Origin of the sequence: Profundibacter sp. (assembly GCF_965277155.1) — a bacterium.
In the GTDB taxonomy this organism is placed as follows: domain Bacteria; phylum Pseudomonadota; class Alphaproteobacteria; order Rhodobacterales; family Rhodobacteraceae; genus Profundibacter.
In genome coordinates this window covers 245241-265836 of record NZ_CBDIBV010000010.1, presented here as the reverse complement: position 1 = coordinate 265836, position 20596 = coordinate 245241, and the positions used below count along the sequence as shown (strand labels likewise).

The 20596-nt window shown below is 58.4% G+C and carries 17 protein-coding genes; 9 read left to right on the top strand and 8 right to left on the bottom strand.

Translation table 11 applies throughout. The features are described 5' to 3' along the window. The first annotated feature begins 26 nt into the window (after positions 1-26). Together ACQY4M_RS09190 and ACQY4M_RS09185 are read left to right on the top strand one after the other, a co-directional pair. A complete protein-coding gene (locus tag ACQY4M_RS09190; protein ID WP_428543356.1) occupies positions 27-704 on the top strand; it encodes a PspA/IM30 family protein in 678 nt (225 codons plus the stop codon). A gap of 28 nt (positions 705-732) precedes the next feature. After that, positions 733-1020: a hypothetical protein gene (locus ACQY4M_RS09185; protein ID WP_428543354.1), complete on the top strand. Its 288-nt coding sequence runs from the start codon at positions 733-735 to the stop codon at positions 1018-1020. Between the two features lie 53 nt (positions 1021-1073). Here the strand turns inward: ACQY4M_RS09185 and glyA are convergent, their stop codons facing one another. After that, the gene (gene glyA / locus ACQY4M_RS09180; protein WP_428543352.1) at positions 1074-2366 is read right to left on the bottom strand and encodes a serine hydroxymethyltransferase; all 1293 of its coding nucleotides are present in this window, start codon (positions 2364-2366) and stop codon (positions 1074-1076) included. A 176-nt stretch (positions 2367-2542) separates the two neighbouring features. Between glyA and ACQY4M_RS09175 the strand changes: the two genes are divergently transcribed. After that, the gene (locus tag ACQY4M_RS09175) at positions 2543-3310 is read left to right on the top strand and encodes an NAD kinase (RefSeq protein ID WP_428543350.1); all 768 of its coding nucleotides are present in this window, start codon (positions 2543-2545) and stop codon (positions 3308-3310) included. Positions 3311-3312: 2 nt separating this feature from the next. Here ACQY4M_RS09175 and ACQY4M_RS09170 read toward each other — a convergent pair whose 3' ends face one another. From ACQY4M_RS09170 to ACQY4M_RS09150, 5 genes are all read right to left on the bottom strand, one after another. After that, on the bottom strand, positions 3313-4698 hold the full coding sequence (locus ACQY4M_RS09170; RefSeq protein WP_428543348.1) for a sigma-54-dependent transcriptional regulator: 1386 nt from the start codon (positions 4696-4698) through the stop codon (positions 3313-3315). Further along, on the bottom strand, positions 4695-6221 hold the full coding sequence (locus tag ACQY4M_RS09165) for an ATP-binding protein (protein WP_428543346.1): 1527 nt from the start codon (positions 6219-6221) through the stop codon (positions 4695-4697). The genes ACQY4M_RS09170 and ACQY4M_RS09165 overlap by 4 nt, the downstream gene beginning before the upstream one ends. A gap of 434 nt (positions 6222-6655) precedes the next feature. Then, a complete protein-coding gene (locus tag ACQY4M_RS09160; protein ID WP_428539582.1) occupies positions 6656-7882 on the bottom strand; it encodes an IS256 family transposase in 1227 nt (408 codons plus the stop codon). Between the two features lie 157 nt (positions 7883-8039). After that, complete coding sequence (locus ACQY4M_RS09155; RefSeq protein ID WP_428543344.1) at positions 8040-9935, bottom strand: propionyl-CoA synthetase; 1896 nt, start codon at positions 9933-9935, stop codon at positions 8040-8042. A gap of 117 nt (positions 9936-10052) precedes the next feature. After that, positions 10053-12332, bottom strand: coding sequence for an NADP-dependent malic enzyme (locus tag ACQY4M_RS09150; RefSeq protein ID WP_428543342.1), 2280 nt, complete (start codon positions 12330-12332; stop codon positions 10053-10055). 147 nt (positions 12333-12479) lie between these two features. On the opposite strand from ACQY4M_RS09150, the gene ACQY4M_RS09145 reads away from it, so the two are divergent. The 6 genes from ACQY4M_RS09145 to upp all read left to right on the top strand — a co-directional run bounded on the left by ACQY4M_RS09145 (position 12480) and on the right by upp (position 17783). Further along, positions 12480-13187, top strand: coding sequence for a DUF4336 domain-containing protein (locus ACQY4M_RS09145; RefSeq protein ID WP_428543340.1), 708 nt, complete (start codon positions 12480-12482; stop codon positions 13185-13187). A gap of 67 nt (positions 13188-13254) precedes the next feature. Further along, entirely contained in the window at positions 13255-13650 is a 396-nt protein-coding gene (locus ACQY4M_RS09140) for a cytidine deaminase (protein WP_428543338.1), read from the top strand. Continuing rightward, positions 13650-14957, top strand: coding sequence for a thymidine phosphorylase (locus ACQY4M_RS09135; protein WP_428543336.1), 1308 nt, complete (start codon positions 13650-13652; stop codon positions 14955-14957). Before ACQY4M_RS09140 ends, ACQY4M_RS09135 begins: the two co-directional genes overlap by 1 nt. Position 14958: 1 nt before the next feature. Continuing rightward, positions 14959-16170 carry a phosphopentomutase gene (locus tag ACQY4M_RS09130; RefSeq protein WP_428543334.1) on the top strand — a complete coding sequence of 404 codons (1212 nt, stop codon included), beginning with the start codon at positions 14959-14961 and terminating at the stop codon, positions 16168-16170. Then, complete coding sequence (locus ACQY4M_RS09125) at positions 16167-17147, top strand: adenosine deaminase (RefSeq protein WP_428543332.1); 981 nt, start codon at positions 16167-16169, stop codon at positions 17145-17147. The genes ACQY4M_RS09130 and ACQY4M_RS09125 overlap by 4 nt, the downstream gene beginning before the upstream one ends. A gap of 3 nt (positions 17148-17150) precedes the next feature. Further along, positions 17151-17783, top strand: a complete 633-nt coding sequence (upp, locus tag ACQY4M_RS09120; protein ID WP_428543330.1) for a uracil phosphoribosyltransferase — start codon at positions 17151-17153, stop codon at positions 17781-17783. A gap of 2 nt (positions 17784-17785) precedes the next feature. Here upp and ACQY4M_RS09115 read toward each other — a convergent pair whose 3' ends face one another. Then, entirely contained in the window at positions 17786-18805 is a 1020-nt protein-coding gene (locus ACQY4M_RS09115) for a hypothetical protein (protein ID WP_428543328.1), read from the bottom strand. Between the two features lie 153 nt (positions 18806-18958). Beyond that, positions 18959-20587 (bottom strand): AMP-binding protein, encoded by a 1629-nt coding sequence (locus ACQY4M_RS09110; RefSeq protein ID WP_428544467.1) that lies wholly within the window; start codon positions 20585-20587, stop codon positions 18959-18961. Positions 20588-20596 lie beyond the last annotated feature (9 nt).

Below are 20596 nucleotides of genomic sequence, written 5' to 3'. Positions count from 1 at the left end.
ACATTGTTCACGAAAAGGAGATTAAGATGTTTGGAACTCTGAAGACCCTGATCACTGGCGCAAATGCCCGGGCAGAAGAACGGGTTCGCGATATTTATTCCATCGAATTGATTGAGCAGAAAATCCGCGAGGCACAGGCCGGATTGCAGGCCGCCAAGGCCACATTGGCCAGCCTGATCCAGCGCAGCCGCGCCGAGGGGCGCCAGATCGAAGTGCTGGAAACCCGCGTCAAAGATATGACAACACGCGCCAAAGAAGCGCTGAAAGCGGGTCGTGACGATATGGCTGCTGAGGCCGCACAGGCGATCGCGGGCATGGAAAACGAACTGATCCTGCGGCGTGAAACCGCCAGCCGGCTGGACACGCGCATCCTGCGCCTGCGCCAATCGGTCGAGGCCACGAACCGCCGGATCATTGACCTGAAACAGGGGGCGATTGCCGCCAAGGCCGTGCGCCAGGAACAGCATATCCAGAAACGCCTGAACACAACACTGGCCGGACAAAGCCCGATTGGCGAAGCCGAGGAACTGATTGAGCGGGTGCTGTCACGGGATGATCCGTTCGAGCAAAGCGAGATCCTGAAGGAAATCGATCAGGGTCTAAGCAACGAAGATATTGGCGACCGTCTGGCCAGCGCCGGATTTGGTCCTGCCACCAAAGTCACCGCCGAAGATGTTTTGAAACGTCTGTCTAAAGGCAAGTAAACCAACGTATTTTCAAAGGGATAAGACAATGCTGAACAACACAAACACCGACAACAAACTGATCATTCTGCTGAATGCCGCAGGCGTGATTGCCGCCTATGTGCTGCTGATTATCTCGCTCTATAAATCCACCGAGGTGCCGTTGGCGACCAAAGGGTTTTGGGGGATCGGGGTGCTGATGCTGACGATCAGCCTGGTGAATTTCGTGAAGTACCTGTTTGACGCGCGGATGAATAATGACCGCATCAGACAGCTTGAAGATGCGAAAAACGAAAAACTGCTGGAAGAATTCGTGAGTGATGTGAAAGAGGAATAGTGCCCTTCCAGACAGTTGAAAGGCCCCGGATTTATTCCGGGGCCTTTTTTGTTTTACAGGTTCGGATACATCGGAAAACCTTCGCAAAGGGCCTCGACCTTGGCCTTTACTGCGGCTTCCACCGCCCCGTTGCCCTCTTCACCATTTGCGGCCAGCCCGTCGACAACCTCGACAATCCAGTCTGCGATCTGGCGGAACTCGGCCTCGTCAAAGCCACGGGTTGTGCCCGCAGGGGTGCCCAGACGGATGCCGGATGTGACGAACGGCTTTTCAGGGTCAAACGGGATACCGTTTTTGTTACAGGTGATATGGGCGCGGCCAAGGGCCTTTTCGGTGGCGTTGCCCTTTACGCCTTTGGGGCGCAGGTCAACCAGCATAACATGGGTGTCGGTGCCGCCGGTGACGATGTCCAACCCACCCTTCATCAACTGGTCCGCCAGCGCAACCGCATTGGCGCGCACGGCCTTTTGGTAGTCCTTGAACTCGGGGCGCAGCGCTTCGCCAAAGGCCACAGCCTTGGCGGCGATCACATGCATCAGGGGGCCGCCCTGAATGCCGGGGAAGATGGCGGAGTTGACCTTTTTGGCGATGTCCTCGTCGTTGGTCAGGATCATGCCGCCGCGTGGCCCGCGCAGGGTTTTGTGGGTGGTGGTGGTGGCCACATGCGCATGCGGGAAGGGCGAGGGGTGTTCATCCGCCGCAACCAGCCCCGCGAAATGCGCCATGTCGACCATCAGATAGGCGCCGACCATATCGGCGATTTCGCGGAAACGGGCGAAATCGATCTGGCGCGGGATGGCCGAGCCACCGGCGATGATCAGTTTGGGCTGGTGTTCTTTGGCCAAGGCCTCGACTTGATCGTAATCAATACGGTTGTCGTCGCGTTTTACGCCATACTGCACTGCGTTGAACCATTTGCCCGACTGGTTCGGGGCCGCCCCGTGTGTCAGGTGTCCGCCCGAAGCAAGGTTCATGCCCAGAATGGTGTCACCCGGTTTGATCAGAGCGTTGAACACGCCTTGGTTGGCCTGCGAACCAGAGTTGGGCTGCACATTGGCAAATTCACAGCCGAACAGTTGTTTGGCGCGATCGATCGCCAGCGTTTCGGCCACGTCGACATATTGGCAACCGCCATAGTACCGGCGGCCCGGATACCCCTCGGCGTATTTGTTGGTCATGACCGATCCCTGGGCCTCCATCACGGCGGCGGAAACGATGTTCTCGCTGGCAATCAGCTCAATCTCGGCGCGTTGGCGGCCTAACTCGTCGGTGATGGATTTGAAGATTTCAGGGTCACGGGTGGCTAGGGCTTCGGTAAAGAAACCGGCGTCTTTGGTGTTGGTCATTCTGGGGACTCCTTGGCGCGAAAATCAGGGTTCATCGACCTCTTATCCGAGAATACGCGCCGTGATAAGCCAATAAAACGACGCATGATTATGAATTGCCGTCATACAAGGCGGCGGGGGGGCTTGTGTTTTGCGCAATCGCGGTCAAAGTGGGCGCAAGACAAAGGAAAAACCCGATGAGCCAGCGAATGAAAATTGCATTTGTCGCCAGCGATGTGGACAGCGCCCAAGAGGCGTTGAGCGACCTAACGGCGAAATACGGTGTGCATAAACCTGAAGAGGCGGATGTGATCGTGGCGCTGGGCGGGGACGGGTTTATGTTGCAGACGCTGCACAAAATGCAGCCCTATGCGCGGCCGATTTACGGGATGAATCGCGGCACCGTCGGGTTTCTGATGAACGCCTATTCTGCGGACGGGTTGGAGGAACGGCTGAAACAGGCCGAAGAGGCGGTGATCAACCCGCTGGCGATGCGGGCTGTGTGCCGCGATGGATCCATTCACGAAGCACTTGCGATCAACGAGGTATCCTTGTTACGGGCCGGTCAGCAGGCAGCAAAATTGCGCATTTCTGTTGATGGCAAGCCGCGTCTGGATGAACTGGTTTGTGACGGGGCGCTGGTGTCTACCCCTGCCGGATCGACTGCTTATAACTATTCGGCACATGGGCCGATCCTGCCGATTGGTTCGGATGTGCTTGCCTTGACGGCGGTGGCGCCGTTTAGGCCGCGGCGCTGGCGTGGCGCGTTGTTGCCCAAATCCTCGACCGTGCGCTTTGATGTGCTTGAGGCCGACAAACGCCCTGTGATGGCAGGCGCAGACAGTCAGCCGGTGCGTGATGTGGTGTCGGTCGAGGTGCGCAGCGAGCCGGCGATCAAGCACCGTATTTTGTTCGATCCCGGCCACGGGCTGGAAGAACGGCTGATCCGCGAACAATTCACTTGATCCTAGTCGCCCGCAGCTTTCCAGGCATCGACTTTGCGATAAATCGTCGACGGGGATACATCCAAAACCTTTGATGCCTTGGGAATCGAGCCGTCGAAATAGGCGATGGTTTCCTCGATCACCTGCCGTTCGATCTCGGCCAGTGTTTTGCCGATAAGCCCGTCCAGTCCCGCAGTAGGAGTTTCTTCCGGTATGGATGTCTGAATCGGGATTGTGGTGCTGTAAATCAGTTCATCCTGCAGATTGTCGGGCAGCATATCCATGGTTACTTGCGGGCCATCATTCATCACCACAATCGTGCGCAGGACATTTTTCATCTGGCGGATATTGCCGGGCCAGGGCAATTCGCGAAACAGCGACTGAACCTCGGGGGACAGGCGCTGGAACTGTTTGCCTTCGATCTCGGCATAGTTGCGCAATTCGGTTTCGGCCACTTCCACCACGTCATTGTCGCGATCACGCAGCGGGGGCAAATGGATCGGTACCACATACAGCCGGTAATACAGATCCTCGCGGAACCGGCCCTGCCGGACCTCTTCCATCGGATCGCGGTTCGAGGCGCAGATGATGCGCACGTTTATCTTTTGCGGATGCGAGGCCCCAACAGGCTGAATCGAGGATGTTTGCAGGAACCGAAGCAGTTTGGCCTGCAAATTCATGTCCAATTCACAGATTTCATCCAGAAAAAGCGTGCCCCCATCGGCCACGGCTGCGGCCCCCGGTTTGTCGGAAATCGCGCCGGTGAAAGACCCTTTCAGGTGGCCGAAAACCTCGGATTCCAGCAGGTCGGACGGGATTGCACCGCAGTTCAGCGGCACAAAAGGCCCCGAGGCGCGATTGGAATGATCGTGCAGTGCTTGTGCGCAGATTTCCTTGCCGGTTCCGCTTTCACCAGTGATAAAAACCGTTGCCATGGATCGGCTGACAGAGCGGATTTTCCTGTAGACCTGCTGCATAGCCGCAGAGGAGCCAATGAAACTGCCAACCGGTTCAACCGAACCACCGTTTTTAACTGTCGGCAATGCGGTATCGGTCAGGGCGGTTTCTACTGCATGCAGGAAGCGTTGTTCATTGAACGGTTTGACCAGAAATTCATAAGCACCGGCCCGCATGGCGTCGACAGCACGGTTGATCGAGCCATTGGCCGTGATGACGATGAATTTTGCATCCGGTTTCAGGGCCAGACAGTCTTTCATCAGGTCCAGCCCGTCCCGATCCGGCAGCATCAGGTCCAGCAAGACGACTTGTGGCTTTTCCTTGCGGAATAATACCAGGCCATCCTCGGCTGTGGCTGATGTTTTGACATTGTGCCCCCCGCTTTCCAGCACGGATTTATAGATCATTTGCAGCGAAGGCGTGTCTTCGATCAGAAGTAATGATTTCGTCATTCTGTCACCTCTGCCCGCGCGTTTTGTTCCTGCTCGATTATTAGCAACAGCCGGGAAATCCCGCGATCTGCCTCTGCACTTAATTCAGAAATGGCATCCTGATCAAGCTTGTGCGCGGCCGAGTTGAGCACCTGCGCAAGATTTTGCAGATGTTCGGCCCCGACAGCCCCGGCAAGCGAGATCAGCACATGGGTCTGGGCGCGCAATTGTGCCTGATCCATTTTCTGCAAGGCCTGCCCCATTTTTTGCTGCACATTGCCCAGATCACTGGCCAGCCGCGTTAGCAATTCCTGTGCGCCAGCAGGTCCGGCAATGGTCAGCAGCCGGTGCAGGCGGGTGGTATCCATCTCGACCGTGGTTTGGTCATCGGTTCGGGTGTGGGCTGGCTGCTCATCCGGAAACAGCAAGGTGGTAATCGATTGCCCGAATGCTTCAATGCTCATGATCGGTTTGGCGAGTATCCGGTTGGCACCCGCACGATAAATTGCCTCGCGGTTTGATCGCAGAACAAAGGCTGTGATAGCCAGAATCGGCATGTCCCTGTGCGGGGTGTTGCCCGACCGCAGCGTGTTCATCACGTCAATTCCGGACAGGCGCGGCATATCTATGTCGATCAGGGCCAGATCAAAGGTTTCCCGTTCCAGCCAGTTCAGCGCCTCGACGCCATCGCGGGCGATTTCATATTCCGCGCCCATTGCATCCAGCATCTGTGCAAGGATCAGCTGATTGGTTTCATTGTCTTCGGCCAAAAGAACCTTGATGTCTGTCAGATCGGGCAGGGCCGCACCTATGTGCATTGCCGTTTCGTCATGCCACGCCTCATAAGGCAGACTTAGCGTTATACGGCTACCGCCTTTTCCACGGTTTTCGACGCGCAAGTCCCCGCCCAGTTGATCCGCAATTTCCTTGGCGATATGTAGGCCAAGACCTGTGCCGGGTTTTTTCGAACTGTCCGGGCGGCCATTATACTGGAACAGTTTTTCCAGCGCCTGATCGGAAAAACCGGGGCCTTCATCCGTAACGATGAAGCATAACTCGTCCGGGCTACACATCTTGACCTTCAGGGCGACTTTGCCGTTATCGGTATATTTGATCGCATTGCTCAGAAGGTTGGAAAGGATGCGCTCCATCGCCATCCTGTCCAGTGCCACAAGGTTGGGAACACTGGATTGCACTGTGATTTCAAAAGAAATATTCTTTTCCTGTGCTCGACCTGCCCACCGCAGCCGGATATTCTGAAGCAGGCGCAACAGTTGCAGGTTGCTGGAAATCGCTTCGGTCGCACCTGTGCTTTCGGCTGTGCGTGATAGGGCTTCTTCGGTCAGCCGTGCCAGAACCTCGCTTGATGTGCGGACGCGTTCCAGTTGCAGGCGGGTGGTGGGGTCCAATGCGTCCAGATCAACCAGCCTTAGCCCCCCAATCACATCGGAAATAGCTGAACGGATATCATGCGACAGCAAGGTCAGTTGTGCCTGATCCTCGTTCTCGGAAACCTGTGAAACCGGAGAGCCGGGCGCGGTCATTGTGGCGCTCTCCCTTCAGGGAACCATGTCCTGGCGGGGCAGTGTGTTGAAACATAATACAATACCATTCCTTGTGTTTAGGACAGAAACACAAGGAATTAAAGCAACTGACTTAATGTCAGGTTATTTTGGCCAGATTAGGGCCTGTTGACGTTCCCCACACCGCACTGGTTTCGACCCAAAATTCGCCAGTGCAAACCAATTGAGTGCCGCAAGGGTGGCCCCCTTGCAAGCGAAATTGGTGTCGCAATGGCGGATTTTGGTGAAATCCCTGCGAGACACAACCCAAAATTGCTTCCAACGCGCGGATTTCCCCTTGCCGATACCGGCATCGCTGCGGGAAAATCAACGCGCTGGCTGCAATTTTGGGTTGTGTCTCGAAAGTGGTGGAAATTGATTTCAGGCACCTCCGAGCGGGTTGAGTTATGCGCCGGTCAGGCGGCTTGGTCAAGGGTTGCGTCGGCGACGGGCTGAGCGAGCGTTTCCCAGCCATCGACCTTTCGCATGACGATCTGCCCCGAGGCCATCAGAGCCCAAAGCAGCATCGGCACGGTCTCGGCGCATGGCAGCACGGTCTGGGTCTTGATGCGGCGGCGGAATTCCTCGTTCAGGCGTTCGATCGCATTTGTCGTTCTGGCCGATTTCCACTGGCCTTGTGGCAGACGCGTGAAGGTGAAAAGCTTATCTCCTGCTTCTTCCAAGCTGTCAGCGACGGCCTTGCATTTCAGCCGCCATTTTCGCAGAAATGCCTTGCGGCGGGTGGCGATTTCCTCGGGTGTTTTGGCGTAGATCATGTCGCGGTAATCTTCTGTCAACTCATCATGCATACGCTTGGGTGCCTTGGCCAGAAGGTTGCGGTGCTTGTGCACCGTGCACCTCTGGATCGGCAGATCTTCACCCCAGAGGGCAATGAGAGCGACCTCAAGTCCCGGTGCCCCGTCCACGATGACAAATTCGGGCCGTTTCAACCCGCGCGCATCCAGATCGTTGATGAACTGACGCCAGGCGGAGGTGCTTTCGCCGCCCATGTTCATCAGTGATAACAAGACCTTCTGCCCATCCCGGCGCACGCCAATCGCGGCCAGAACCGAGATATTGGTGGCCTTCCTGTCAATCCGCGTTTTGATCACGGTGCCGTCCAGGATCAGCCGCACGATGTCTTCATCCGCAAGGCTGCGGGCGCACCACGCCTGCCAGTCCACCTTCACCTTGCGCCAGGCGCGGCTCACCACATCCTTGCTGACCGCCCCCTGAAACAGGCCGAACAGGGCGCGTTTTACCCGCCGTGTGTTGGTGCCCGAAAGGTAGACAGCAGCGATCAGCGCCTCGGCCTTCTTCGTCAGCCGCTGGTAGCGGGGCAATGCCTTCGAGCGCCATTCTCTGGCCTTGCCGGCCTCGCCTGTGATCCGCGCACGCGGCACGCGCACCGTTTCGGTTCCAAATGTTCCGACCAGTTGCCGCTCGCGATGCCCGTGGCGGTATCCGGCCTTTGCCCCGCCGCTGCGGCCATACCGGCAACGGCCCAGAAACTGCTCCAGCTCCTCTTCGAAAACCGCCTCGATCGTCGCGCGGATGTTCTGGCGCAGCCGGTCTTCAATCGGGTCATAGCCTGCTTCATTGGCCAGTAGCGCGGATGTCGATGTTGCTGTATTCTTTGTCATGGCGTGATCTCCTTGGCGGTTCCAGCCGCCGGTTGGGTGGCTTCGATGCACCCGGAGATTACGCCGTCCTCGAATTTCCACCAAACTCGCGACACTACCCAATTTTGGACTCGCGCCAGTGTGGTGTGGGGAACGTCAACTGGCCCTAATGCCGGTGTCAGCTTTGTCCAGGATAGCCCAAAGTGCCCAGTGCATCCCTGATTTCATCCAGTATGGCGGGATCGTCAATGGTGGCGGGCACTTTGAAATCCTGCCCGTCGGCGATTTTCACCATGGTTGCCCGCAGGATTTTGCCAGAACGGGTCTTGGGCAGACGGTCTACCACAACGGCCAGTTTGAAAGCCGCAACGGGGCCGATCTTTTCTCGCACAAGTTTAACCACATCCTTTGCGATGTCCGCGTGCCCCCGCTCGCACCCTGCGTTCAGACACAAGAACCCAAGCGGCAGTTGCCCCTTCAGCTTGTCCGTTACCCCGATCACCGCACATTCGGCCACATCGGGGTGGCTGGCCAGTACTTCCTCCATCGCGCCGGTTGACAGGCGGTGCCCCGCGACGTTGATCACGTCATCGGTGCGGGCCATGATGTAAAGATAACCATCCCCGTCCTTATATCCCGCATCGCCGGTTTCGTAATAACCGGGGAAGGTTTCCAGATAGGCCGAGATGAACCGCTCTTCGGCGTTCCAAAGGGTTGGCAATGTGCCCGGCGGCAGCGGCAGTTTGATTGCAATTGCGCCCATTTCGCCTGCGGGCATTTCGTTACCTGCCTCGTCCAGAATTTGCACATCATAACCGGGCATCGCCACCGAAGGGCTGCCCAGTTTCACCGGCAAGGGTTCGATCCCCATCGGGTTGGCGGCAATCGCCCAGCCGGTTTCGGTTTGCCACCAATGGTCGATCACCGGCTTGCCCAACTGGTCTTGCGCCCATGTGATGGTGTCGGGATCGGCGCGTTCACCTGCCAGAAACAGCGTTTCAAATTTCGACAGGTCATATTTTTTTAACAATTCGCCATCGGGATCCTCGCGTTTGATGGCGCGGAATGCGGTGGGGGCGGTGAACAGCGCTTTGACGCCATATTCCGAAATGATCCGCCAGAAGGTGCCAGCATCGGGCGTGCCCACCGGTTTGCCCTCGAATACAATCGTGGTGGCCCCGTGGATCAACTGGCCATAGGCGATATAGCTGTGCCCGACTACCCAGCCGACATCAGACGCCGCCCAGAACACATCACCCGCATCGATGTTGTAAATCGCCTTCATGGTCCAGTCCAGCGCCACCAGTTGACCGGCGGTGTGGCGGATCACGCCTTTGGGCTGGCCCGTGGTGCCGGAGGTATATAGGATATAGCTGGGATGGTTACCCGCGACCGGCACACATTCGGCAGGCTCGACCCCGTACTGGAAACCATGCCAGCTATAGTCGCGGCCCTCGATCAGCTCTGCGACCTCTTGTTCGCGCTGGAAGATGACGCAGAAATCGGGTTTGTGGGTGGCCAGTTCAATTGCTTCGTCCAACAGGGGTTTATAGTGGATCACGCGGTTCGGCTCGATCCCGCAGGATGCTGCAATAATTGCCTTGGGTTTGGCATCGTCAATCCGCACGGCCAGTTCGTTGGCCGCAAACCCGCCGAACACCACCGAATGGATTGCGCCCAGCCGCCCGCAGGCCAACATCGCCTCGATCGCTTCGGGGACCATCGGCATATAAATGATCACGCGGTCGCCTTTTTCCACGCCTTTGGCCCGCAGCGCACCGGCAAGGCTGGCCACGCGGGTTTGCAATTCGGCGTAGGAAATCTTGTGTTTGGTGTCGGTGACGGGGCTGTCATAGATGATGGCGGTGCGATTTCCGTGGCCGGCTTCGACGTGACGGTCAACGGCGTTGTAGCAGGTATTGACCTGCGCATCGGCGAACCATTCGTAAACCGGCGCCTTTTCATCGAACAGTGCCTTGGAGGGCGGTTTATACCAGCTGATGTTTTCCGCGGCCTTCATCCAGAAAGCCTCGGGGTCGGATTTCCAGCTGTTGTAAACCTCGGCGTATGTCATGTCATTCCTCCCATTGATGGGCGGTATGATAGAGGCTGGCAGCGCTTGCGCAAAGCATCTTTTGGTAAATTAGCAAAGCTATGGGAAATGCTGACCAGCGAATTGCAAATTAGCAAATTATCCGTATTGCGCCACCGGCGTCCCCGCCAGCGCCGACATGTTCAGCAAGCCGCGCGCGGTGATCGACGGGGTGACAATATGGGCGCGGTTGCCCATGCCCATCAACGTCGGTCCGACCTCAAGCCCCATGCCGCGCACCTTCAGGATATTGCGCACACCCGAGGCCGCATCGGTATTGGCAAAGATCAGCACATTCGCAGCACCCTCGAACCGCGCATCGGGGAATATGCGGGCGCGCAATTCGGGGTCAAGGGCGGCATCGATGTGCATCTCGCCCTCGTATTCGAAATCACGTGGCTCGCACCCCAGAATATCCAGCGCCCCGCGCATCCGCATACCGGTATCGCAGTTCAGGTTTCCGAATTGCGAATAGGAACACAGCGCGATTTTCGGCGCTATCCCGAAGCGGCGCACATGGCGGGCGGCAGCAATGACCGTTTCTGCTATCTGCTGTGGCGTGGGTTCGGGGTTTACATGGGTGTCGGCAATGAACAGTGGCCCATCCTCGAGGATCATCAGCGACAGTGCGCCAATCGGGTGCAGCCCGTCCGTGCCCAGAATTTCGTTCACATATTTCAGGTGCCACAGGTATTGCCCGAAGGTGCCGCAAATCAGGCTTTCGGCATCTCCACGATGCACCATGATGGCGCCAATCGCGGTTGTGTTGGTGCGCATAATCGCCTTGGCCAGATCGGGTGTTATTCCGCGCCGTGCCATCAGTTGATGGTAGCTGCCCCAGTAATCGCGATAGCGGGGGTCGTCCTGCGGGTTGACCAGTTCGAAATCTTTGCCCGCCTCCATCTGCAATCCGGCTTCTTTGCAGCGGTATTCGATCACTTCGGGGCGACCGATCAGGATCGGCTTGTCGGTGGTTTCATCCAGCATGGCGCGGGCGGCGCGCAGCACGCGTTCGTCTTCGCCTTCGGCAAAAACGATGCGGCGGGTGGCGGTGCGGGCGGCCTCGAACACGGGGCGCATGATCAGCGCTGATTTGAAGACCGAACTGTCGAGTTTTTCCTTATAGGCCTCAAGATCGGTGACAGGTTTGGTCGCCACGCCGGTTTCGGTGGCCGCCTGCACCACAGCGCTGGCCACCACCCCCATCAGGCGTGGATCGAACGGTTTGGGGATCAGGTAGTCGGGGCCGAATGTCATCTGCTCGCCCTTATAGGCCTCGGCGGCCTCGGCAGAGGTGGTGGCACGGGCAAGGGCAGCGATGCCTTTGATGCAGGCCAGTTGCATTTCGTCGTTGATTTCGGTTGCGCCCGCGTCCAGTGCACCGCGAAAGATGAACGGGAAACACAGCACATTGTTGACCTGATTGGGGAAATCCGACCGGCCGGTGGCGATGATCGCATCCGGTGCAACACTGCGCACCTCGTTTGGCATGATCTCGGGCGTCGGGTTGGCCAAGGCAAAAACAATCGGCTTGTCGGCCATTTTTGCCACCATTTCCGGTTTCAAAACACCCCCGCCGGACAGGCCAAGGAACAGATCAGCGCCGTCGATCACCTGATCCAGCGTGCGCAGATCGCTATCCTGTGCATAGCTTTCTTTTTGCGGCGTCATTTCCTTGGTCCGGCCCTTGTAGACCAGCCCGGCAATATCGCACAGCCAGACGTTTTCGCGTTTTACGCCAAGTTTCAGCAGCATGTTCAGGCAGGCAATCCCCGCCGCGCCACCGCCGGTCGAGACAACCTTGATATCCTCGAATTTCTTGCCGGTGACATGCAGCGCATTTGTGGCCGCAGCCCCGACCACAATCGCGGTGCCGTGCTGGTCATCGTGGAACACCGGAATATTCATCCGCTCGCGGCAGATTTTCTCGACGATGAAACAGTCCGGCGCCTTGATGTCCTCAAGGTTGATCGCACCGAACGTGGGTTCCAATGCGCAAACAATATCGGCCAGTCGTTCGGGATCAGATTCATTCACCTCGATGTCGAAACAGTCGATATTTGCAAATTTCTTGAACAGAACCGCCTTGCCTTCCATCACCGGCTTGCTGGCCAGCGCCCCGATGTTGCCCAGCCCCAGAACGGCGGTGCCATTGGTGACCACGGCCACCAGATTTCCCTTGGCGGTAAAGCGGTTGGCGGTGGCGGGATCGGCCTTGATGTCCAGACAGGCCTCGGCCACGCCAGGGGAATAGGCCAGCGCCAGATCCTGCCCATTGGCCATCGGCTTGGTTGCGCGGATTTCCAGTTTGCCGGGTTTGGGGTGCTCGTGATAGTCCAGTGCATCCTGACGCAAGCGGGTTTTCTGGGTGTCTGTCACGGTGAGGATCCTTTTGTCGAGAAAACAAGTTTAACGTTAAACTAGTTTTATTCTGTGCAAATTACCAGCCCTGAATAGCCATCCAGCCGTGCGCTTGCAAATTTTTCTGTCGATGCCCACAGTGGAGATAACAACAGGAGAAAGGCAATGGCGCCGGTTTTAGAGGAATATGTCCCGGGTATGATCTGGTTGTGCAGCTATGGTGTAAAGTATTTCGCCGCCAAACTGGATGCCCGCATGACGGTGATCCGGTTAAGGGACGGGCGGCTGTTGTTGCATTCGCCTTGCGAAATCACACCCGAAATGGCGCAAGAGATCAAAGCACTGGGCGAGGTGGCTTTTATCATTGGCCCAAGCAATTTCCACTATTTGCATGTGCCCTCGGCGCAGGAGACCTTTCCTGATGCCAAGACCTATATCTGCCCCGGGATAGAGAAAAAGCGCCCTGATCTGCGTTATGATGCGTTGTTGGGGGACGAGGCCCCGCAGGACTGGGCGGATGAACTGGATCAGGTGCCGGTGCGGGGCAGCCGCTGGATGTGGGAGGTGGCGTTTTTCCATCGGGCCAGCCAAACCCTGATCCTTGTGGACCTGATTGAGAACATTACCGACGCCACGCCACGGGTAAACTGGGTTTTGAAACTGTGGTGGAAGGGGCTGTTTCGCATGTGGAACAAAGCCTTGCCCGCGCCGGAATACCGGATGGGCTGGAAGGACAAAGCCGCCGCCAAAGCATCGCTAAGGCGAATATTGGCCTGGGATTTCAAACGGATCATTCTGGCGCATGGCGATCTGGTTGAAAGGGATGCGCGACAAGTGGCCGAAAATGCATGGGCCAGCGTGTTGGGTAAATAGTGCATCGAGGGCCCTTGCATCCCGTCGCTGTCGGGCGCAAAATCCGGCGAAACGTGAAGGATATCCCATGTCATTGCTAACAGCGGCCATTGCCGTGCGCAAAAACGCCCATGCCCCCTATTCCAATTTCAAGGTGGGGGCGGCAATCCGTGCGGCTTCGGGCAAGATCTATGTCGGCTGTAACGTCGAAAACGTGGCCTACCCCGAAGGCACCTGCGCCGAGGCAGGTGCGATTGCCGCGATGGTGGCGGCGGGGGAAACCGGGCTAGTTGAAGCATTGGTGATCGCCGACAGCCCCTTGCCGGTGTCGCCCTGTGGCGGTTGCCGTCAGAAGCTGGCGGAATTCGGGGCGCCTGATGTGAAGGTGACCATGACCACGCTTGCCGGAAACACGTCTGAAATGACGTTGGCTGAATTGCTGCCCGGTGCCTTTACGCAGGAACATATGGAAGGGGAAAGCTGATGGATGCCCGCACGGTTCTAACGCATCTGCGTGACAAGAAGCACCTGAGCGACGAGGAAATCACATGGTTTGCCAATGGCTTGGCCAATGGCGATGTGACGGATGCACAGGCAGGGGCCTTTGCGATGGGCGCTTTGCTGAACGGGTTGAGCGAGCCGGAAAAGGTGATACTGACCCTGGCGATGCGCGATAGTGGTGATGTGTTGCAATGGGACATGCCCGGCCCCGTGGTGGATAAACATTCGACCGGCGGGGTGGGCGATACGGTGTCCTTGCCGCTGGCGCCTGCACTGGCGGCTTGCGGGGCCTATGTGCCGATGATCTCGGGGCGGGGTCTGGGCCACACCGGCGGCACGCTGGATAAACTCGAGGCGATACCGGGGTATCAAACCGATATCTCGGTTGCTGAAATGCGCAAGATCGTTGGCGATGTGGGCTGTGCGATTGTCAGTGCTTCGGGTCGGATTGCACCGGCGGACAAGCGGCTGTATGCGGTGCGCGATGTGACCGGAACGGTCGAGAGCATTGATCTGATCACTGCCTCGATCCTGTCGAAAAAGCTGGCGGCGGGGCTGGAAAATCTGGTGCTGGATGTGAAGGTCGGCAGCGGGGCATTTATGAAAACAGCCGATGACGCGCGGGCCTTGGCGCAGTCGCTGGTGAAAACCGCGAACGGGGCAGGGTGCAATACCAGCGCCCTGATCACCGACATGAACCAGCCGCTGGCGGCGTCTTTGGGCAATGCGCTGGAAGTGATGGAGGCAATGGACCTGCTAACCGTGGGTCACGCGGAAACGCCGATGGCACAGGTCACGGTGGCGCTGGGCGGCGAGGTTCTGATGCTGGCCGGGCTGGCAACGGACCGTGAAGCGGGGGATGCGATGATCCGCGAGGTTCTGGTGAATGGCCGCGCGGCGGAAATATTCGGCGCGATGATTGCCGCGCAGGGCGGGCCAAGTGATTTCATCGACAACTGGCGTGACCGTCTGCCATCGGCCCCCGTGGTGCGCGATGTGTTCGCGGTGCAAAAGGGCCGTGTTTTGGAGATTGATGGCGAGGCTTTGGGGCTGGCCGTGGTGCATCTGGGCGGCGGGCGACTGGTGGACGGGGCCAAAATTGACCCCTCGGTCGGCCTGTCCCGCGTGGTGCGTCTGGGCGAGGTGGTGGATGAATACACCCCGCTGGCCATCATCCATGCGGCCAATCCGGATGCCGCCGAACGGGCTGCACAGACCGTGCGGGCGGCAATTACCGTGGGCGAGGGCGAAGTCACGCCGAACCCCCTGATACATGAAAGGATCGCGTAGTATGGCACGGGCATTTCTGGTGGTAATGGACAGCGTCGGCTGTGGCGGCGCACAGGACGCGGACAAGTTTTTCAACGGCGATGTGCCGGATACCGGCGCCAACACGCTGGCCCACATCGCGCAGGCCTGTGCGGACGGCAAGGCCGAAGAGGGGCGCAGCGGGCCGCTGCATATGCCCAATCTGGCGGCGCTGGGGTTGGGGGCGGCGGTCAAGCTGGCCTCGGGTGACGAGGCGCCGGGGTTGATGGCCAAGCCGACCGGCTTGTGGGGCGCGGCCAGCGAGGTCTCGATGGGCAAGGACACGCCCTCGGGCCATTGGGAACTGGCGGGCGTGCCGGTGCCGTGGGACTGGACCTATTTCCCCGACACAAAACCCGCCTTTCCTGACGATCTGACCCAAGCCGCGGCCAAGGCGGCGGGGACGGACGGAATATTGGGCAATTGTCATGCCTCGGGCACCGCGATCATTGACGAGTTGGGCGAGGAACACATGCGCACCGGCTGGCCGATCTGCTATACCTCGGCCGACAGCGTGTTCCAGATTGCGGCGCACGAGGAAACCTTCGGGCTGCAACACCTCTATGACATGTGCGAGGAACTGGCCCCCGTGCTGCACGACATGAATGTCGGGCGGGTGATTGCGCGCCCCTTTGTCGGCAGTAAGGAACAGGGATTTACCCGCACCACCAACCGCCACGATTACGCGATGGAGCCGCCATCGCCCACCCTGTGCGACTGGGTGCAGGATGCGGGGCGGCATGTTTATGCCATCGGCAAAATCGGCGACATCTTCTCGCGGCGCGGCATTGACGAGGTGCGTAAAGGGGCGGACAAGGATCTGATGGGGCATCTGCTGGATCTGGCGGATGAGGCCGTAGACGGCTCGTTCACATTTGCCAATTTTGTGGAGTTTGACAGCCTGTTTGGCCACCGGCGCAATGTGTCCGGCTATGCAAGTGCGCTGGAATGGTTTGATTCCTGCCTGCCGGAATTCTTTGCCAGACTGGGCAAGGATGATTTGGTGATTTTCACCGCAGATCACGGCAATGATCCCACATGGGTTGGCGGCGATCATACCCGCGAACGGGTGCCGGTGATTGGCTATGGATTGGGAAACAAGGAAATCGGGTTGCGCGGGTTTGTCGATGTGGGGGCCAGTGTTGCCGATCATCTGGGCGTGCCGACACAAGGAACAGGAAAAAGCTTTCTATGAATTTGAATACATTGCCGAAAATCGAACTGCACACTCACCTTGAGGGCGCAGCCCCGCCGGAATTTATCCGGCGGTTGGCGCAGGAAAAGCATATCGACCTGAGCGGGGTTTTCGATGACGAGGGCAACTATGCCTTTGATAACTTCCTGCATTTCCTGAAGGTTTACGAGGCCGCAACCGCCGTGTTGCAAACGCCCGAGGATTATCACCGCTTGACGCTGGCCGTGCTGGAAAAATCCGCCGCAAACGGGGTGATTTATACCGAAACCTTTGTCTCGCCGGATTTTTGCGGTGGCGGCGACCTAGGTGCGTGGAAGGAATATGTCCATGCGATGCAGGATGCCAGTAACATCGCGGAAAATGCCCACGGGATTGTGCTTAAGGGCATCGTCACGCCGATCCGGCATTTCGAGGTGTCCAAAGCCAAAAAAGTCGCACGTTGTGCGGTGGAAACTTTTGGCGATTGGGTGGTGGGTTTCGGTATTGCAGGGGATGAGGGCGCGGGCAAGTTTTCCGATTTTGCCTATGCTTATGACATGGCCCGCGAGGCCGGAATGCACCTGACCGCCCATGCCGGCGAATTTGGCGGTGCCCAATCCGTGCGCAGCGCGATCCGTGATCTGGGGGTTTCCCGCATCGGCCACGGGGTGCGCGCGATCGAAGATATGTCGGTGGTCGAAGAACTGGTAAAACGCGACGTGGTGCTCGAGGTTTGCCCCGGCTCCAACATTGCGCTGGGGTTATTTCCCAGTTGGCAGGAACACCCGATTGCCCGTCTGCGTGATGCTGGCGTAAAGGTGACGGTATCCACCGACGATCCGCCCTTTTTCCACACAACGATGAATGACGAATATAACAACCTTGCGCGGGCTTTCGCTTGGGGCGAAGATGTGTTCAAAGAGATCACCATAACTGCCGCCAACGCCGCCTTTTGCGATGAAGCCACACGCAAGACGCTGCTGGAAAAATTGGAGTAAGCCATGAGTGAACATCTGACCGTCGTTTCCCACCCCCTCGTTCTGCATAAACTGTCGTTAATGCGGGAAAAAACCACCTCGACTGCGGTGTTTCGCCAGCTTTTGCGGGAAATCAGCGTGCTGTTGGCCTATGAGGTGACACGCAATCTGGAAATGACCACCAAGCGGATCGAAACCCCGATTCAGGAAATGGACGCGCCGGTTCTGGCGGGCAAGAAACTGGCGCTGATTTCGATCCTGCGCGCTGGCAACGGGCTGCTGGATGGGGTGCACGACCTGATCCCATCTGCTCGCGTTGGTTTTGTCGGCCTCTATCGTGACGAAGAAACCCTGCAACCGGTGCAGTATTATTTCAAGGTGCCGACCGAGCTGGATGAACGTCTGGTGATCGCGGTGGACCCGATGCTGGCCACTGGCAATTCCTCGGTCGCGGCGATTGATCTGCTGAAAGAGGCGGGCGCCACCAACATCCGCTTCCTGTGCCTGCTGGCCGCCCCCGAAGGCATTGCGCGGATGAAAGAGGCGCACCCCGATGTGCCGATTGTCACAGCTGCTGTGGACGAAAAGTTGAACGAGCAGGGCTATATCGTGCCTGGCCTGGGCGATGCTGGCGACCGGATGTTCGGCACCAAATAGGCCTATTCGCTACAGATATTCTGCAAGGCAACCCATTCACCGTCCGACAGGACGGGGGTGGGCGCTGTGGTGATAAAGGGGTCGGCTTCGATCAATTCTATCGTAGTTTCCCCCGTGGGATCTTCGGCATAGGCATAGGGTGACGATCGCAAGCTGGCAGACTGGAATTCGGCCAGCAATGCCTGTGTGTCCAGCGGGGTTTGCGGTGTTGTCAGCAATTTTTCCGCATAGCTGCCCATCACAGTGTCCGATATTTCACCCGTTGTCAGCAGCCCGAACGTGGCCCGCACACCGGCGCTGCGCAGTAGGGGTTCCATCGGGTCGGTCACACCGGCGCGCAATTGTTCGGCCAGAATATAGCCGGCGGGCACATCGGGTTCCTCGTAATCCTCGACCAGTGCGCGGTTCAACAGGATGAACCCGCCCGGCAGATGGGTTGCCTTGGCCACGCCGGCCGGCAGGACAATCAGTTTGATCGCCCGATCATTTGACAACCGTTCCTCGAGCGCCGCCAGCGCGCGGTTGCCGTTGGGGCTGCTACAGGGCTGGCCCGCGATGCGTTTGATCTTAGTGGCCAGGGTTTGGCCGATTTCATAGCGCTTCACCTCGGGTACAACCGAAAGGGTCTGGCGCAGCAGGGCACCGGGCAGCCAGAATATAACCAGCGCGGCAACCATAGCAAAAGACCCCGCCAACAGCCACCAGCGCAGACGTTTGGGGTGGGGGCGGTGGCGTTCGATTTCGGCGCAGATTTCCTCGATCGCACCGATCATGGTGTCGTCTTCGATTTCCAGCGTTTCGGTGATGTCGTCCTCGTCCGGACTATAGATCGCGGGGCGCTGTTTGGGGTTCAGCCGGTGGATTGCGTGCAGGGACCAATGCGCCAATGCGGTGTTGTTCATATCGGACAGAACGATGGTGGCGTTGCCAAAGGAAACCACCACCTCGCGCCGTTGGGCATCGGGGGTTTCACGCCACAGGCCGGTTGTTTCCAGCCGCTCGTATTTGGACAATGCGGTCATACTATGTGTGGGCCTGCTCGGGTGCCTCGTTTTGAATTGCGGGTATGATAGCGCAAAGAGAGGCGGTTTGCCAATGCAGGGTGTGGATATAGGCAGGGTGGGGTTTTACCCCCATCGTTTGCGTTGAAAGACGGTGGCGGGGTGAACCCCGCCCTACAGTTGCTTTGCCATTTCGCGTAATTCGAATTTCTGGATCTTGCCCGTGGCGGTTTTGGGCAGGTCCATGAACACCACCTGTTTGGGGGTTTTGAAACCGGCCAGATGGCTGCGCACGAATTTGATGATTTCTTCCTCACTGGCCGATGCGCCCTCTTTCAACTCGACAAAGGCACAAGGCACCTCGCCCCATTTGTTGTCGGGTTTGGCGACCACGGCGCACAGGCTGACCGCGTCGTGATGCATGATGGTGCCCTCGACCTCGACCGAGGAGATATTCTCGCCACCGGATATGATGATGTCCTTGGCGCGGTCGGAAATCTGGAAATAGGTGTCGGGGTGCTGCACCGCGATGTCGCCTGAATGGAAATAGCCACCGGCAAAGGCTTCGGTCGTGGCTTGCGGGTTCTTCAGATACCCCTTCATCACCGCATTGCCGCGCAGCATGATTTCGCCCTGCGTTACCCCGTCCATCGGGATTTGACCCATGTTTTCATCCATCACCGTGACGTCATCCATCATCGGGCTGGCCACGCCCTGACGGGCCTTGATGGCGATCTTGTCGTCCTCGGGCAGGGCACCCCATTCGGCTTCGTTCCAGTAGCATTCGGTGACGTGGCCATAGGTTTCGGGCAGCCCGTACACATGCATCACGTCAAAGCCGCAGGCCTCGATTTTCTTCAGGATGGCGGGGGCGGGCGGTGCGCCGGCGGTCAGCACGCTGACGCGGTGATCAAACGGCAGGCGTTCGTTGTCCGGTGCATTGACGATCATGTTCAGCACAATCGGCGCGCCGCCGAAATGGGTGACCTTCTCAACACTGACCGCATGGTAAATCGCCTGCGCCGTGACATCGCGCAGGCAGACCACCGTGCCGCCGATCACAGGCATCATCCAGGTGTGGCACCAGCCGTTGCAATGGAACAGCGGCACAATGGCAAGGTAGCGCGGGTGCAGCACCATCTGCCAGCTGATCACCATGCCCATCGTCTGCAGATAGGCACCGCGGTGGTGGTAGACCACGCCCTTGGGCCGTCCGGTGGTGCCGGAAGTGTAGTTCAGCGCGATGCTTTCCCATTCGTCCTGCGGCATCACCCAGTCAAACGCGGGGTCGCCCTTGGCCAGCATGTCCTCGTATTCCGGATGGCGGCCACTGGCGGGGTGGCCTGCCTGCGGGTCGGCCACCTCGATTATGGTGGGGCCGGCCCCTTCCATCGCCTCGACCGCCGCTTCGGCCAGTGGCAGGAAGGCGGTGTCGACCAGCACGAATTTCGCGCCACCGTGGCTGAAAATATAGGCCACCGTATCCACATCCAGCCGGATGTTGATGGTGTTCAGAATGGCGCCAGTGGCGGGAATGGCGAAATGCGCTTCGGCCTGTGCGGGGATGTTGGGCAGCAGGGTGGCGACCACATCGCCCGATTGCAGACCCATGTCGGTCAGGGCCGAGGCCGCGCGGCTGATCCGGTCATGATACTGCCGGTAGGTCAGGCGGATATCGCTGTAAACCAGGGCTTCGTGATTGGGGTAAACGCGTGCCGCGCGGCGCAGGTGGGATAGCGGGGTCAACGGCACGAAATTCGCCGCGCATTTGTCCAGTCCGGTTTCGTCAGCAAGCCAGCCCATCATTTTCCC